The sequence below is a fragment of the Thermomonas sp. genome, from assembly GCF_041905325.1.
GTDB lineage: Bacteria > Pseudomonadota > Gammaproteobacteria > Xanthomonadales > Xanthomonadaceae > Thermomonas.
Genome location: NZ_JAYRLK010000006.1, coordinates 144433 through 160221 on the forward strand (window position 1 = coordinate 144433; position 15789 = coordinate 160221).

At 69.4% G+C, this 15789-nt stretch carries 16 protein-coding genes; 2 read left to right on the forward strand and 14 right to left on the reverse strand.

Annotation, left to right across the window (positions count from 1 at the left end):
- Positions 1-44 precede the first annotated feature (44 nt).
- Positions 45-1709, forward strand: coding sequence for an energy-dependent translational throttle protein EttA (gene ettA / locus ACE3OK_RS08680; RefSeq protein ID WP_374249137.1), 1665 nt, complete (start codon positions 45-47; stop codon positions 1707-1709).
- A gap of 58 nt (positions 1710-1767) precedes the next feature.
- On the forward strand, positions 1768-2601 hold the full coding sequence (gene pyrF / locus ACE3OK_RS08685; RefSeq protein WP_374249138.1) for an orotidine-5'-phosphate decarboxylase: 834 nt from the start codon (positions 1768-1770) through the stop codon (positions 2599-2601).
- A gap of 109 nt (positions 2602-2710) precedes the next feature.
- Here pyrF and ACE3OK_RS08690 read toward each other — a convergent pair whose 3' ends face one another.
- The 14 genes from ACE3OK_RS08690 to gspE form a co-directional block, all read right to left on the reverse strand.
- Positions 2711-3181, reverse strand: coding sequence for a YbjN domain-containing protein (locus ACE3OK_RS08690; protein WP_374249139.1), 471 nt, complete (start codon positions 3179-3181; stop codon positions 2711-2713).
- A gap of 132 nt (positions 3182-3313) precedes the next feature.
- Positions 3314-4153, reverse strand: coding sequence for a glycosyltransferase family 2 protein (locus ACE3OK_RS08695; protein ID WP_374249140.1), 840 nt, complete (start codon positions 4151-4153; stop codon positions 3314-3316).
- On the reverse strand, positions 4150-5004 hold the full coding sequence (locus ACE3OK_RS08700; protein WP_374249141.1) for a glycosyltransferase: 855 nt from the start codon (positions 5002-5004) through the stop codon (positions 4150-4152). The genes ACE3OK_RS08695 and ACE3OK_RS08700 overlap by 4 nt, the downstream gene beginning before the upstream one ends.
- Positions 5001-7178, reverse strand: a complete 2178-nt coding sequence (gene gspD / locus ACE3OK_RS08705; protein WP_374249238.1) for a type II secretion system secretin GspD — start codon at positions 7176-7178, stop codon at positions 5001-5003. The genes ACE3OK_RS08700 and gspD overlap by 4 nt, the downstream gene beginning before the upstream one ends.
- A gap of 25 nt (positions 7179-7203) precedes the next feature.
- A complete protein-coding gene (locus ACE3OK_RS08710; protein ID WP_374249142.1) occupies positions 7204-7962 on the reverse strand; it encodes a hypothetical protein in 759 nt (252 codons plus the stop codon).
- Positions 7952-8557 carry a type II secretion system protein GspM gene (gspM, locus tag ACE3OK_RS08715; RefSeq protein WP_374249143.1) on the reverse strand — a complete coding sequence of 202 codons (606 nt, stop codon included), beginning with the start codon at positions 8555-8557 and terminating at the stop codon, positions 7952-7954. The genes ACE3OK_RS08710 and gspM overlap by 11 nt, the downstream gene beginning before the upstream one ends.
- Entirely contained in the window at positions 8547-9686 is a 1140-nt protein-coding gene (locus ACE3OK_RS08720) for a PilN domain-containing protein (protein ID WP_374249144.1), read from the reverse strand. Before ACE3OK_RS08720 ends, gspM begins: the two co-directional genes overlap by 11 nt.
- On the reverse strand, positions 9683-10510 hold the full coding sequence (locus ACE3OK_RS08725; RefSeq protein ID WP_374249145.1) for a general secretion pathway protein GspK: 828 nt from the start codon (positions 10508-10510) through the stop codon (positions 9683-9685). The genes ACE3OK_RS08720 and ACE3OK_RS08725 overlap by 4 nt, the downstream gene beginning before the upstream one ends.
- Positions 10507-11145, reverse strand: coding sequence for a prepilin-type N-terminal cleavage/methylation domain-containing protein (locus ACE3OK_RS08730; RefSeq protein WP_374249146.1), 639 nt, complete (start codon positions 11143-11145; stop codon positions 10507-10509). The genes ACE3OK_RS08725 and ACE3OK_RS08730 overlap by 4 nt, the downstream gene beginning before the upstream one ends.
- A complete protein-coding gene (locus ACE3OK_RS08735) occupies positions 11142-11564 on the reverse strand; it encodes a prepilin-type N-terminal cleavage/methylation domain-containing protein (protein ID WP_374249147.1) in 423 nt (140 codons plus the stop codon). Before ACE3OK_RS08735 ends, ACE3OK_RS08730 begins: the two co-directional genes overlap by 4 nt.
- Complete coding sequence (locus ACE3OK_RS08740; protein ID WP_374249148.1) at positions 11561-12022, reverse strand: GspH/FimT family protein; 462 nt, start codon at positions 12020-12022, stop codon at positions 11561-11563. Before ACE3OK_RS08740 ends, ACE3OK_RS08735 begins: the two co-directional genes overlap by 4 nt.
- Positions 12023-12036: 14 nt before the next feature.
- Complete coding sequence (gspG, locus tag ACE3OK_RS08745; RefSeq protein ID WP_374249149.1) at positions 12037-12468, reverse strand: type II secretion system major pseudopilin GspG; 432 nt, start codon at positions 12466-12468, stop codon at positions 12037-12039.
- A gap of 119 nt (positions 12469-12587) precedes the next feature.
- Complete coding sequence (locus tag ACE3OK_RS08750) at positions 12588-13805, reverse strand: type II secretion system F family protein (protein WP_374249239.1); 1218 nt, start codon at positions 13803-13805, stop codon at positions 12588-12590.
- 4 nt (positions 13806-13809) lie between these two features.
- On the reverse strand, positions 13810-15525 hold the full coding sequence (gene gspE / locus ACE3OK_RS08755) for a type II secretion system ATPase GspE (protein ID WP_374249150.1): 1716 nt from the start codon (positions 15523-15525) through the stop codon (positions 13810-13812).
- Positions 15526-15789: the final 264 nt, after the last annotated feature.

Genomic DNA, 15789 nt, shown 5'->3' on the forward strand with positions numbered 1-15789 from the left:
CCTGCCCATTCGGTGCAGGCCGCCGCCGTACGCCCGGAGCGCGCATGTCCTCGCAATACATCTACACCATGAACCGCGTGTCCAAGATGGTTCCGCCGAAGCGGCAGATCATCAAGGACATCTCGCTGAGCTTCTTCCCCGGTGCCAAGATCGGCCTGCTGGGCCTGAACGGCGCCGGCAAGTCCACCGTGCTGCGGATCATGGCCGGCGTGGACAAGGATTTCGAAGGCGAGGCGCGCCCGCAGCCCGGCATCAAGGTCGGCTATCTGGCGCAGGAGCCGGAACTCAATCCCGAGCACACCGTGCGCCAGGCCGTCGAGGAAGGCGTGGGCGAAGTGTTGCAGGCGCAGGCACGGCTGGACGAGGTGTATGCCGCCTACGCCGAGGAAGGCGCGGATTTCGACGCGCTGGCCAAGGAGCAGGAGCGCCTCGAAGCCATTCTCGCCGCAGGCGACGCGCATACGCTGGAAAACCAGCTGGAAGTGGCCGCCGACGCGCTGCGCCTGCCGCCGTGGGACGCCATCGTCGGCAAGCTGTCGGGCGGTGAAAAGCGCCGCGTGGCGCTGTGCCGCCTGCTGCTGCAAAAGCCCGACATGCTGTTGCTGGACGAACCCACCAACCACCTCGACGCCGAGTCGGTGGAATGGCTGGAGCAGTTCCTGCACCGCTACACCGGCACCGTGGTGGCGGTGACCCACGACCGCTACTTCCTCGACAACGCCGCCGAGTGGATTCTGGAACTGGACCGCGGCCGCGGCATCCCGTGGAAGGGCAATTACACCGACTGGCTGGTGCAGAAGGACGAGCGCCTGAAGCAGGAAGAGAATCAGGAAAAGGCGCGCCAGAAGGCCATCCAGAAAGAACTGGAATGGTCGCGGCAGAACGCCAAGGGCGGCCGCAGCAAGGGCAAGGCGCGTCTGGCGCGGCTGGACGAGCTGCAGTCGGTCGACTACCAGAAGCGCAACGAGACCAATGAAATCTTCATTCCGCCGGGCGAGCGTCTGGGCAACTCGGTGATCGAGTTCAAGAACGTCTCCAAGAAGTTCGGCGACCGCCTGCTGATCGATGATTTGTCGATGATCGTGCCGCCGGGTGCCATCGTCGGCATCATCGGCCCCAACGGCGCCGGCAAGTCGACGCTGTTCAAGATGATCACCGGGCAGGAGAAGCCGGATTCGGGCCAGATCGACATCGGCCCAACCGTGCAGCTTGCCTACGTGGACCAGAGCCGCGGCGCGCTGGAGGGCAACCACACGGTGTTCCAGGAAGTCTCCGGCGGCCTGGACATCCTCAACATCAACGGCATCGAGATCCAGTCGCGGGCCTATATCGGCCGCTTCAACTTCAAGGGCCAGGACCAGCAGAAGCTGGTCGGCAGCCTCTCCGGCGGTGAACGCGGTCGCCTGCACATGGCCAAGACGCTATTGCAAGGTGGCAACGTGCTGCTGCTCGACGAACCGTCGAACGATCTGGACATCGAAACCCTGCGCGCACTGGAAGATGCGCTGCTGGAGTTCCCGGGCAACACCTTCGTGATCTCGCACGACCGCTGGTTCCTGGACCGCATCGCCACCCACATCCTCGCCTTCGAAGGCGACTCGCATGTGGAGTTCTTCCAGGGCAACTACCGCGAATACGAGGAAGACAAGAAGCGCCGCATGGGCGACGACGCCGCGCCGAAGCGGCTGCGGTTCAAGGCGCTTAAATAAGCGGAACACGACCTCTCACCCTCCCCTTGAAGGGGAGGGTTTTGTGCAAAGGCATCCCATGACCTTCACCGCCAAACTCCGCAACCGCTGGCAACAGGCCAACTCCCTGCTTTGCGTGGGGCTGGACCCGGATCTTGCCAAGCTGCCTGAGCACTTCCTGGCAGCCGCCGGTGAGGACGCCAGCGAGGCCTTGTTCGCATTCTGCCGCGACATCGTCGACGCCACCGCCGAGTACGCCTGCGCGTTCAAGCCGCAGATCGCCTACTTCGCCGCGCACAATGGCGGCGAGGCAGCGTTGCAGCGCTTGATCGCGCACATCAACGCCACCTGCCCGGACATCCCGGTGATTCTGGATGCCAAGCGCGGCGACATCGGCAGCACCGCACAGCAATATGCGGAAGAAGCCTTCGAACGCTTCGGTGCGGATGCGGTGACGCTGAACCCCTACATGGGCAAGGATTCGGCACAACCATTCTTGGCGTGGAACAACCGTGGCTGCGTGTTCTTGTGCCACACCTCCAACCCCGGCGCGCGCGACTTCCAGGAACTGCAGGTGGGCGGCGTGCCGCTGTACCAGCACATCGCCCGCACCATCGCCGGCGAGTGGAACGCCGACGGCAACTGCGCGCTGGTGGTGGGCGCGACTTTCCCGGAAGAGTTGCAGGTGATTCGCGGCATCGTGGGCGACATGCCGCTGCTGATCCCCGGCGTCGGCGCACAAGGCGGCGACGTGGAAGCCGTCGTGAGAAACGGCAAGACCGCCAACGGCACCGGCCTGATGATCAATTCCTCGCGCGGCATCCTGTACGCCTCGCGCGGCGAGGGCTATGCGGAAGCGGCGGCCGATGCAGCGAAGTCGCTGCGCGACGAGATCAATCGCCACCGCGCCTGAGCCGGCCGGCATTTCCCCATCGCCGGATGCACGAAAAAAATGCCGGCGCATGGCCGGCATTTTTCGTTCCAGCGCGCGCGCCCCGCTTCCGCAAGGGCCCGCACGAGGGTCACTCCACCACTTCTTCGTGCCATGCCGTGAACGACATGCGCGCGGTCTTCAGGAAATCGATGATGCGCTCGCGGGTGACACCGCCGGTGACGTCCAGGTCCAGCTCCAGCACCGGGTCGCCGTCATCGTCGATGTAGCTGCGCGAATAACGCTTATCCTTGTTCCACTTGTTGACCTTGGCCAGCGACGAGCCGCCACCCGCGAAAGCCGCATAGAACTGCAACGACAAGCCGTCGTCGCCCAGCAGCATCGCGGTCTTGTAACCATCGATCTTCCAGATCAGCTTGCCGCTGTCGCTGGTTTCCACCGCGAAGCCTTCGCCGACCATGATCGACTTGACCTGTGCCGAGGTCACCGATTTGTACACCTGCTGCGCGTAGGCCGCGGGCATGCACATCAGCAGCACCAGCGCCGCCAGCACCCCCAGCCATCGTTTCCTGATTCCCCCAACCGCCTGATTCCCGGACATTGCCTTCCTCCCTTGCTGTGACCCATCGTCGTGGGCATGCCCGCCCCAATGGCGTGCACGCTTTATCGTGAAGTGTCCCGCTTGCTCCCGCAAGCCCGCCATCCCGCATCTGGGTGGCTGCGCTTGCAGCGTTCAGCTGCCGGTATGGATCGCGGCGCGCAGCGCGGCCCACGGGAAATGCAACGCAATCGCGATGCCCACCAACAGCCGCACGGGCAACCCGCAACCAGCGGCCTCGAACTTGCGGAAATAACGCCACAGGCCGCGATGCTTGTGCCATTCCACGAACCAGGGGCGTCGCCGCGAGGACACCCCGCCCACATGCACCACGCGCACGTCGTTGGCACAGGCCACCACCGCCCCGGCCAGGCGCGCGCGCCGGCACAGATCGAGGTCCTCGACGTGCAGCCGGTAGCCGGCATCGAAACCACCCAGCCGCTGGAACAGCGCACGCGGCAGCAGCATCAGTGCACCCGAAACCGCCTCCACGCGCTGCAGCGCCCCCGCCGCCACCGGCACGCCCAGCCGCGCCCGGGCGGGGTTGGCCAGCATCGCCGCGAAGCCGGGATCGCGCCGCCGGGCGGCGGGGTCGCGGACGCCGGCCTCGTCCACCAGGTCCACGCCCAGCAGCGCCTCGCCCGTGGCGGCGGCAACATCGCGCAAGCGCGCCAGCGCATCCGCCTCCACGAAGCAATCGGGATTGACGAACACCAGCCAGGGTGCGTCCACGGTCGCCGCGCCCTGGTTGCAGGCAGCGGCGAAGCCGGGGTTGTCCGGATTGGCGATGAAGCGCACCCGCGCGTCGGCCAGGGCATGGCGCTGCACGATGTCGAGCGTGGCGTCGCGGGATGCATTGTCGACCACGCGGATGGCGGCCACGGCCTGCGATCGGCGCAGCCGCAGCAGGCATTCGTCGATGGTTTCCTCGCTGTTGCAGGCCACCACCACCACGGCGATGCCGGCCACGGTCACGACGCGCCCGCGAACAAGTCCGGCTGCGGCGGCAGGTGTTGCAGGCGCGCGAGGTGCGCTGCCAACTGTTCGCGCAGCGCGCGCAGGGGATCGTGCATCAGGCTGTCGGCGATGCGTGCGTGCCATGCCGGCCAACGCGCGGCCAGTGCGTCCATGTCGCCTTCCCGGGTTGCGCTTTCCACCTCGCGCACCACGAAGGTGGCCGGGCACAGTACGCTGCGCCCGCCGAAGCCGGCCATCCGCAACGACAGATCGGTCAACGCCGCCGCCCACGACCGATAGCTGGCGGCATCCAACCCGCCCGCCTGCACCCGCGCGCTGCCACGCAACACCACCGCATGGCTGACCGCCGCCGGCAACACGGGGACCACCGCCGGCAGCGCGGCGCAGGCCTCGGCCAGCACCGGCAGCGGCTGCGACACCGGCACGATTTCGCCGATCCGCGGCCAGGCCGCCACTTCGCCGGCATTGCACCACGGGGTGGCGGTGGCGATGCCGGCGTCCGCGGCCAGGCAGGCCGCCAGCCGCGCCAGCCACCCCGGTGCGGGACGGGCATCGCTGGCCAGCACCGCCACGTCTTCGCCGCCACAGGCACGCAGGGCTTCGTCCAGATGCCGGGCTTCGCCGATCGCCGCAGTGCGGCGAGTGTGCGCCGCTTGCAGGCGGGTGGCGGTCATCCAGCGCGGGGGGGTGGCCAACCCCCGCGGGCCGGCCCGGGCAGCGGCCGCCCCCCCCCCCCCCCGGCCCGCCCGCGGGCCGGCCTCCAGTGCCGCCAGGCAGGCGTCAAGCGCGTTTTCGTCGGTGCCGACCGGCACCAGCACGATGGGCAGGGCGGTGTCGCTGCGGCTCACTTCTTCGGCTTGTAGATCGGTTCCAACGCGCGGAAGCGGCTGCCGTACTCGTCGGTCAGGGCACGCGCTTCCTGCGGATTGCGCACCACCGTGGGGGTGATCAGCACCACCAGCTCGTCACGGGTCTTGCCGCTGCCCTGCTGGCCGAACAGGCCACCCAGCACCGGGATCCGGCTCAGGCCCGGCACGCCGGTGGCGCTGCGGGTGCTGCCGTCATTGATCAGGCCGGCCAGCACCACGGTCTCGCCGCTGGGCGCCATCGCGCTGGTGGAGACCTTGCTGGTGTCGATGCGCACGTTGCCGTAGATGTCGGCCACGCTGCCCGGCTTGCTGACTTCCTGCACGATGTCGAGGAACACCATGCCGTCGCGGGTGATGCGCGGCCGCACCTTCAGGATGATGCCGGTGTCGAGGTACTGCACCGAACTGTAGGTGCCGTTGGTGCCGCCATTGGCCGGGTTGAAGCTGACCGAGGCGATCGGGATCTTCTGGCCGACGTTGAGCGTGGCCTCGCGGTTGTTCTGCGCCATCACCGAAGGCGAGGACAGGGTGCGCACGTCGGTGACGTTGTCCAGTGCCTGCACGATGGCGGCGGCGCTGTTGCCAAGGAAGGTCCAGCTGAGCAGGTTGCCGTTGCCATTGGCCTGCGGCGCGACGCTGCCGGCATGGCTGCCCCAGCTGTGACGACCGGTGGGGAACGGCAGGTTGCCGGCCGCCTGCGAGGACACCGCGTTGTCGAAGAACCAGCTGACGCCGTATTGCAGCTGGCCCTTCAAGGCCACGCTGAGGACCTGCGCCTCGATGTGCACCTGCATCGGCATCACGTCGAGGCGCTCGATCACTTCGCGGATGGATTTCCACTGCGCGGCACTGGCGCGCACCAGCAACGAGTTGGTGTCTTCCACCGCCGACACGCCGACCTCGCTGCCGCCCACTTTCAGCGTCACCCGGCCGTTGCCGTTGCCGCCGCGCGGCAGCGGGCTGCCATCGCCGCGCGTACTGCTGCCGTCGGTGCCGGACTGTCCGGAACGATCGTCGCTGCCGCCGGCATCCCGGATGTCGGTGGCCTCCAGCCCGGGCATCAGCGCAACGCTGCCGCGGGCATCGCCGCCGGCACTGCCGCCAAACACCTCCGCCAGCCGGTCCGCCAGGTCGCGCGCCTTGATGTATTTCAACTCATAGCTGTACAGGCGGCCATCGCCGCTGCCGCCTTCGATGCGGTCGATCCACTGGCGGATGTCCTCCAGGTAGCTGGGCTGGCTGCAGATCACCATCACCGCATTGGCCGACTCCAGCGGCATGAAGCGGAACATGCCGGCCACCGGGGTGTTGCCATCGCGCCCGAACACGCGCTCCAGGTCCTGCACCACGTCGGACGCGCGCCCGGATTGCAGCGGGAACACGCCCACCGACATGCTGGCCATCCAGTCGACGTCGAACACCTGGATGGTGCGCAGGTAGTTTTCCAGCTCGGCGCGGGTGCCGGCGATGGTGATGAGGTTGCGCGCGCCGTCCACGCTGACGATGGATCCCTGCCGCGCATACGGCTTGAGGATCTTCTCCATCTCGGTGGCGGAGATGTAATGCAGGGTGACCACCCGCGATTCGAAGCCACGTGCAGCCGCCGGCGAACCGGTGCGCGGCACCACGCCGTTCACCAGCGCCTGGTCGTTGGGCACGATGTTGTAGCGGCCGTCGCTGTAGACCATGCGCGCGCCGTTCTGCGCCAGCACCTGGTCCAGCAGGCTGAGCGCACCGGCCGCGCCCACCGGCTTCTGGGTGGCCACGGTCACCGTGCCCTGCACCCCCGGGGCGATGCTGTAGTTCTGTCCCAGCATGTCGCCCAGGATGGCCTTCACCACCGCCTGCAACGATTCGCCTTCGAAATTGAAGCTGGCCTGGCCGCTGCTGGCCAGCGCCGGCGGCGGCGCGCTGGCCACGGACTGGTTGAGGACGGTGCCGCTGCCGCGGCGGATCACCGGCTGCGGGTTTTCGCTGCCCAGTTCCTGCAGGACGTCGCGGCGGATTTCGGCGGCATCCGGCTGGCTGGCGCGGGCCTGCGCGTCCGTCTGCCCGCTGCGGTGCATCTGCGGCTGCGGAATGCCGGCGCAGGCGGCCAACAGGCCGGCGAGCAGCGAAGCAAGGACAATGCGGGGGGACAGGCTGTGTGGCATCAGGCTCATGGCTCGTACTTCATCGTCATTTCCCGGGCCCCGACAACGGGCGGGGTGGGGCATCGCCGTCACCGGCATGGGCGGGCTGTTGTTGTTGCAGTTGCGCGCGACGCGCTTCGATGCGACGCCGGATGTCGTCGATGCCGGCAGCATCATCGTGCGGTGGCGGTGGCGGCGGCTCGACGGTGGCGCTGACCGCATCGGTAGCTGCGGCAGCGGCATCGGCGGCCACCGGCTCCGGCTTCGGCGGCATGCCGGCGACACCGAAAGTGCGCAGCTCCAGCGTCATCTGCCCGCCGGGGCCGTCGAACAGCGCGCTGCGCGGCCGCACTTCCAGCAACCGCCAGCCATTGGCGCCTTCCGGGGCGTGGCCTTCGCGCACGCGTTGCGACGCGCCGCCGGCACTGGGTTGCAGGATGGCCATCCGCAGCGACGGGCTGATCAGCACGCCGGTGAGCAGGTAATCGAACGCCGCGGCATCGCTGCCGGCACCGCCCTCCTCCGCACCGGTGGCCACGAATGCGCGCGGGCGGCGATCGTCGGTGAACAGCGGGCGGGAGGCCGCTTCGGCATATTGCGCCAGCGGGCCCAGCCGGTCGGGGCTGGGTGCCGTTGGCTGTGGCAACCGCGCGGCGGGCGCGGCAGCCACCTCGCCCGGGTGCGCGCCCATGCCCAGCAGTGCCGCCAGCCACACCAGCAGCGCCCAGCCGCACAGCGCGGCCAGCAGCCAGGTCCACGGGCCGGCCTGCAACAGGCGGCGGGCGATGCTTTGTTCAGCGGCCACGGGCACCCCCCGGACTGGGCCGCAGGTAGCCGAACAGATTGAAGCTCACGTCCAGCCCGCCTTCCTGCGGCTGGGCACTGCCGGGTACCGCGAAATAGCGTTGTGCAGTAATCCCCAGCGCGTCCACGAACAGATAGGGCCGCGCCGATTCCAGCGCATGCAGCACGGCCAGGGTCTCGGCATTGCCGCAGCGCAGGCGCACCTGCACCACCACCTTGCGGTAGCGGCCGGATTGGCCGTCGTCTTCCAGCGGGGTGCGGTTGACGATGGCGCAGCCGCGCCCGGCAGGGCTGGCACCACCCACCACGCCCTCCAACTGCTGGATCAAGGCGGCAGTGGCCAGCTCGGCGGTGGGTTCGGCCAGGAAGCCGGTACCACCACCCTGCGCATCCAGCGCGGCCAGCCGCTGCCGAACCTGCCCCTGCTGCTGCAACAGGCTGCGCAGGCGGGCATCCCGCTGCTGCAGGTCGGCGATCTTCGCATCCACCTCGGCCAGTGGCGCGGTGAACAACGGGCGCAGCAACAACAGCCAGAGCAGGCCAAGCACGAGCAGCAGCAAAGCCAATGCCAACCCGCGGTGATGGTCAGCGCGCATCCTGGCGCCCTCCGTTGCCGGCAACCGGTGCCGGGGCCGGTGCGTGCGCCAGCCGCGCCAGCAGGGTGAAGCGATCCATGCGGGTGCGCGGGTCTTGCTGCAAGGCACCGCTGAGTGCCGGCGCAGTCCATTGCGGCGCGCCCTCCAGCTTGCCCACCAGGGCCGCCGCCTGGTTGGACAGGCCGATCAGGGTCACCTGGTCACCATCGATGGCGAGCTTTTCCAGATAGGTGCCGTCCGGCATCCGCTGCGCCAGTGCATCCATCACTTCCACTGTCGAGGCCCGCCCGTTGCGCTGGGCGCGCAGCCATGCGCCGCCCTCCACGGCATCCAGTACCCGCTGCCGCTGGGTTGCCACCGCGTGCGCGGCGGTTTCGCGCTGGGCCACGGCAGCCTGCAAGGTCGCCAGTGCGGCGCGACGGTTGTCCAGCAATTGGGCCAGCCCGGCCACCAGCGCCAGCAGGGCCAGCACCGCCAACCCCAGGTTCCAGCGTTGCCACGGGTCACGCCGGCGCTGGCGCTGCGCGGGCGGCAACAGGTTGAGACCCAGCCCGTGCCCCTCGGCATCGGCCAGATCCAGCCCGGTCAATCCATCGACCAGCGCGCCGAAACCCGCCGTGGCGGCCTCCAGCTGGCGCTTCGGCAGGACCACCAGCTCAACCAGCAGCTGGCCGTCCTCGCGGGCTTGCAGCACGCGCCCGTCATACAGCACGGCCTCCGCTGCGAACGGCGTCTGGCGCTCGATTTCGAACGCCAGTACGTCACGCAGGCGTTCGCCGGCAGCAGCCGGCAGCAGCAGGGTACGGCGCAGGCCCAGCGTGGCCGGCAACACCAGCCAGCGCGGCAGCGCCCGGGCAGGCTCGCGCAGCAGGCGTGCCAGCGGGTCGGCACCGGCGGGCAACGGCAGCGGCAGCACCGCCAATGCGCGCACGCCACCTTCACGCTGGCGCAGCACGCCCAGCCCATCGGGCTGCGGCTGCAGCAACAGGCGGTCCCCGCCCGCGGTCAGCAACACGCGCCACCGGGCCGGCAGGCACGCCGCCAGGCCCGCGCCCCACCATGCCAGCAAACCGCGCGCGCTGCTCCCGGACTGGGCCAGCAGGGCCGGCAGTGCCCACGGCGCGCTCATCGCGCGGCCCCCGGCACCTGCCAGCGCAGTGTCGTGTACGTTGAACCCGGCAAACCGTTGCCCCCCATGCGAACCACCGCCGAAAGACGCGCGCTGCGCCCATCGGTGAGTCGGGCACGGCTGTCGATACTATACGTGCCGCTACCGGCCAACGGCGGCGCGTCGGGGTCGAGCGGGGCATTTTTTTCCGGCAGCCCCAGCGCCGCACGCACCACCGGGTCGGCGAAATTCGCATCCGGCAACGCCTGTCCGGAATGGATGGTCAGGTGTGGCGCGGCACGGGCGTACAGGTCCGGGCGCATGCCCAGCACCTGCTCCACTTCGGCCACGCTTTCGAACGGCGCATCCTTGGCCCCCCACGGCAGGCCGGCCGCCGCGTAGTCGGCATCCTCGGCACCGCCGCCGGGCTGGGTGAGGCTGTCGCCATCGCGCCAATCGAGGATGGCCCCCGCCAACCGGGTGGCGGCATCCCGGGGTTCGCCCAATTGCATGAAGAACGCTTGCAACACGTCCGGGGATGCGGCGTTGAGGTCGATCAGGGCCGCCTCGTCGCGCACCGACACCTGCACCGGGGTGCCATCGAAAGTGAGGTGTTGGACGCGCCCGTCCACCGCCCAGCGACGCGCCGGGTCGGGCTCCAGCAAGCGGGAGACCGCCAGTTCCACGCCCGCCCGCGCCGCTTCCCGCGCCAGCAGCGCGCGGGCCTCGCCATGGCCCTGCAACGACGCGATCCGCGCCGTCATCGCATAGCCGGCCACCAGCCCGGCCAGCAGCAGGGTGATCCACAGCACCAGCAACAGCGCCGCGCCGCGCACCGACGTCATTGCCGCACCTCGCCGCTGGCGGCGTGGGTGGTGCCGGCCAGCGGCAGCGTCACCAGCATGTCCGGCCACGCACCGGCGGCATCCGCGATGCGCACGCGCACTTGCAGCGGCAGCGTGTCCGCCGCTTCCCAGCGGGGCTGCCACGGGCCGGGCCGGCCATCGTCGGCCAACCCGCGATAGGCGAACTCGACCTGCCGCAGCTCCGTGGCCAGTGCCTCCGGCGGACGGGCGGACGGCAATGCCCGGGCGGCCTGCACCATGCGGAATTCCACCGTCAGCGTGCGCCCACCGGCCGCCGGCCGCACCTGCAGCAGATGCAGATATGGGCCACCACGACCGAGATAGTCCGGCAGGTCGGCCACGAAATGCATCGAGGTGGCATCACCGACGAAACGCAGCGAACGGCCGTTGTCGCGATCGAAATCGAACACGATCACCTGCGCCCCGCCGATGCGGCTGCGCAGGAAGGTGGACACCGCGCGCATGCGCTCATCGCGCTGCGCTTGCGCATCCCCGCGCTGTACCGTGGCCCCGGCCGCGCGCAGGATGCCGAAGGCCAGCGCCAGCGCCGCCGCCAGCAGGCTGACTGCCAGCAGCACCTCCATCAGCGTGAATCCATGCGCGCGCCGCTTCATGCCCCTGCCTCCGGCGGCGGCAACACCAGCCGCAGGCTGGACACGTGCAATTGCTGGCGCGGCCCGCCCGCACCCCATTGCAGGTCCAATTGCAGGTGCAGCAGGCGCGCGGCGGCCGGGTCTTCGCGCAGCACCGCCGGCGGCGACCCGGGTGGCTGCCAGGGGCTGATGCGCAACTGCCAGCGGTAGCGACCGCCTTCGGCCTCGCCGGCCCAGCGTCCGGGTTGGCGCGGCAACCCGGCTTGCTCGTCCAGCAGCGATTGCGCCACCAGCGCCGCACGCCCGGCATCGCCGGCATCGTGCAGCTGGCGGCTGGCGCCGGACAGCGTGCCCAGCAGCAAGGTCAGGCCCAGCGCCAGAATGGTGAAGGCGACGATGATCTCGATCAGGGTGAAGCCCGCCTCGGCACGCCGGCTCATGGTGCCCCCCGCAGGCGGCGCACACGCACCTCGCCGGTCAGCCAAGCCACATCCACGTCCCAGCCCCCGCCACCGGCGGCGAAGCGGATGCGGCCGCCGCTGGCGGCGCCGTCTGGAAAGAAGCGGATGGCGCCGACACCGCTGGCCGGCTGCAGATCGCGCGCGCCAGTGAACGTCAGCGTTCCGGTCTCGGGCAGGTGGCCCTTGCGCCCGTGGGCGGCACGCCAGCGCCGGGTCTGCGGCTCCAGCAGGAACTCCTGCGCCGTACCGCTGCGGATCGCCACCGCACGGGTGAAGCGCAATTGCGCGGCCACCTCGTTGGCGGCCGCATGCAGGCGCGCACCGCGCAGGCTGCCGCCGAAGGCCGCCATCGCCAGCACGCTGGCGGCGGCGACCAGCACCAGCACCAGCAGCATTTCCAGCAGGGAAAAGCCTGCCGCTTCGATGCGCGTGCGCATGGCGTGCCGCGGGCTTATTCGTACTTGATGTCGGCGTTCACGCTGTCACCGCCGGGCTTGCCATCGGCACCGTAGCTCACGATGTCGAACGGCTTGCCGTCCCCCGGCACTTTGTACTGCATGGGGTTCGTCCACGGGTCGTTGAGGTCGATGGCCTTGGCGTACGGGCCCAACCAGCCCTCGGTGCCACCAGGCGCGGTGACCAGCGCGTTGAGGTCCGGCGGCAGCGCGCCGGTGTCCATCTTGTACTGGTCCACCTTCTCCGCCAGCGTCTGTACCTGTGCCTGCGCCAGCTTGACCTTGGCGCGGTCGCCGCCGCCGAGGATGCGCGAAGCGGCAAACGCCACGATGCCGCCGATCAGCACCACCACAACGATGATCTCGATCAGCGAAAAGCCGCGCTGCGATGCCTTGGAAAGGGAACGATACTGCTTGTGACTGCGCATCCAACTGCCCCGGGTTCACCTGCACTGCCGTTGGAATTCACGCTGGCACGCTGCGGCAGATTCGGCGCGCCAGGCTTCGGATTGAAACACGCATCGGCGGCAAAATGCGCCGGCCGCATTCAGCCGACCACGTTGGTGAGGTCGTAGATCGGTGCCAGCACCGACAGGATGACGACGCCCACCACGGTAGCCAGCACCAGCGTCACCGCCGGCACCAGCGCGGCCAGCAGGCGATCCATCGCCGCCTGGGTTTCCTGTTCGAAGGTGTCGGCGGTCTTCAGCAGCATCGCATCCAGCGCACTGGACTCCTCGCCCACCTGGATCATCTGCAAGGCCAGTCGCGGGAAACGCTTGCCCTTGCCCAGCGCGGCGGACAGGCCGATGCCGTTCTTCACCTCGGCGGCGGCGGCATCCACGTCCTCCGCCAGCACCCGGTTGTCCAGCACGTTGCGGGCGATGCCCAGCGCCGCCAGCAGCGGCACGCCGTTGCGCAGCAACGTGCCCAGCGTGCGCGCCAGCCGCGCGGTGTCGAGCTTGGCCACCAGCGGCCCGGCGAACTTGCGCTGCAACAGCCAGCCGTCGAAGCGGCGCATGAACACCGGATCGCGACGCTTGCGCTCCAGCCCCAGCAGCCCCAGCAGCGGCAGCGCCAGCAGCACGATCCACCAGTCGCGCACGAACCCGCCCACGCCCAGCACCAGCCGCGAGAACCACGGCAATTGCGCGCCCAGGCTGTCGTACATCGCCGAGAACTGCGGCACCACGTAGCCCAGCAGGAACAGCAGCGACAGCCCCACCATCAGCAGCAGGATCGCCGGGTAGACCAGCGCGTTGATGACCCGCGTGCGCAGGCTGGCGGAACGCTCCAGGTAGTCGGCCAGCCGTTGCAGGGTGTCATGCAGGCTGCCGCCGGCCTCGCCCGCACGCACCATGTTCACGTACAGGCGGCCGAAGGTGCCGTGCTGGCGCTCCAGCGCCGTCGACAACGACGCCCCGCCGCGCACCGCATCGCGGATGTCGGCCACCGTGCGCCGGGCCGCCTCGTCTTCCGGCAATTCCAGCAGGATGGTCAACGCGCGATCCAGCGGCTGCCCCGCCGCCAGCAGCGTGGCCAATTGCTGGGTGAACAACACCAGGTTGCCACCAGTGAATGGCCGCGGCTTCAGCAGCACGCGCCAGTCGAAACCCGCCCCGCCGGCCTCCGCCGGCAACGCCTCCACCGGCAAGTGCCCTTGCTCCTGCAGCCGCGCGGCCACCTCGGCACTGCTGGCGGCCTCCATCTGCCCGTCCAGCAACTCGCCACGGGCGCTCAGGGCTTTGTAGCGATACAGCGCCATCGCCTCAGGCATCCTCCGTCACGCGCAGCACTTCCTCGATGGTGGTCTCGCCGCGCAGCGCCTTGGCGATGCCGACTTCGTACATCGTGGCCATGCCGGCCTGGCGCGCGAGCTTCTCGATTTCGTCCATGCCGGCGTGGCGCATCACCGCGCGGCGGATGTCGTCGTCCATCACCAGCAGTTCCATGATGGTGGTGCGGCCCAGGTAGCCGGTGGGCGACAACGGCGAGGGTTTCGGGCGGTACAGGAGGATCTCGCCCTGCGGCTGGAAACGGCGCAGGCCGAAGCGCTCGATTTCCTCCGGCGATGCCGGATATGGCTCGGCATGGGTCGGTTCCAACCGGCGCACCAGCCGCTGGGCGAGGATGCCGTTGATGGTGGAGGTCATCAGGTAATCCTCCACCCCCATGTCCAGCAGGCGGGTGATGCCGCCGGCGGCGTTATTGGTGTGCAGCGTGCTCAGCACCAGGTGGCCGGTGAGCGCGGACTGGATGGCGATGCGCGCGGTTTCCAGGTCGCGCATTTCGCCGATCATGATGATGTCCGGGTCTTGGCGAACAATACTGCGCAGCGCGTTGGCGAAATCCAGCCCGATCGCCGGCTTGGCCTGGATCTGGTTGATGCCCTCGATCTGGTACTCCACCGGGTCTTCGACGGTGATGATCTTGACCTTCGGCGTGTTGAGCTTGCTCAGCGCGGTGTACAGGGTGGTGGTCTTGCCGGAGCCGGTCGGGCCGGTCACCAGCAGGATGCCGTGCGGCTGCTCCAGCACCTTCTGGAAGCGCGGCATGAACGCCGAACCGAAGCCGAGGCGCTCGAAGTCCAGCACCACCGTCTCGCGGTCCAGCAGGCGCATCACCACCGACTCGCCGTGTGCGGTGGGCACCGTGCTCACGCGCAGGTCCAGCTCCTTGCCCTGCACGCGCATCACGATGCGGCCGTCCTGCGGCAGGCGCCGTTCCGCGATGTTGAGCTTGGCCATGATCTTGACCCGGCTGATCACCGCCGCGGTGAGGTTGGCCGGCGGGCTTTCGCCTTCTTCCAGCACGCCGTCGATGCGGTAGCGCACCTTCAGGCGGGTTTCGAACGGCTCGATGTGGATGTCGGAGGCGCGCAGCTCCACCGCGCGCTGGATGACCAGGTTCACCAACCGGATCACCGGCGCTTCCGAGGCCAGGTCGCGCAGGTGTTCGACATCATCGAAGGCGGCCTCGCTTTCGGCCACATCGACGATGCTGTCCATCGCACTGCGGCCGGAGCCGTGCCAACGCTCGATCAACTCGTCGATTTCGCTGCGCAGCCCCACGGCGGCCCGCAGCGGGCGGCCACAAGCCAGCTGCACCGCCTCCAGCACATAGGCATCCTGCGGGTCGGCCAGCAGCACGTCGATGCCGTCCGCGTCGGTGGCGGTGGCCACCACGTGGAACTGCTTCATGAACTTCACGCCCAGTGCCACGTCATCCGGCGGCAGCTCGGGGGCGTCCTTGGCGCTGCGCAGCGGCAGGCCCAGCGCCGCCGCGCAGGCGTCGGCGTGATCACGCTCGGATACCAGCCCCAGCCGCGCCAGCAAGCGCAGCAGGCTGCCGCCATCCTGCTCCAGCAGGCGGCGCGCGGAGGCCAGGTCGGCGTCCTTCAGCTTGCCCCGTTGCAGCAACAGGGCGGCGATGCGCGCATCGGCATCCACCGGCTCAGGCGAAGTCTGGCTTGCAACGGCATTCACGCAGCGGGCTCTCCAACAATCCGCTGCGGACTTTAACAGGCCGCAGGCCGGTGCCGAAACGACGACACCCGGCGGCTTGCGGGCCACCGGGCGTTCGCGGGCTCGCGGCTAGCGCCGCTCGGTGGCACCCCCGGCCCGTCGGCTTGCAAGCCGCCGGGCGTTCGCGGGCTCGCGGCTAGCGCCGCTCGGTGGCACCCCCGGCCCGTCGGCTTGCAAGCCGCCGGGCGTTCGCGGGCTCGCGGCTAGCGCCGCTCGAAACCCCCG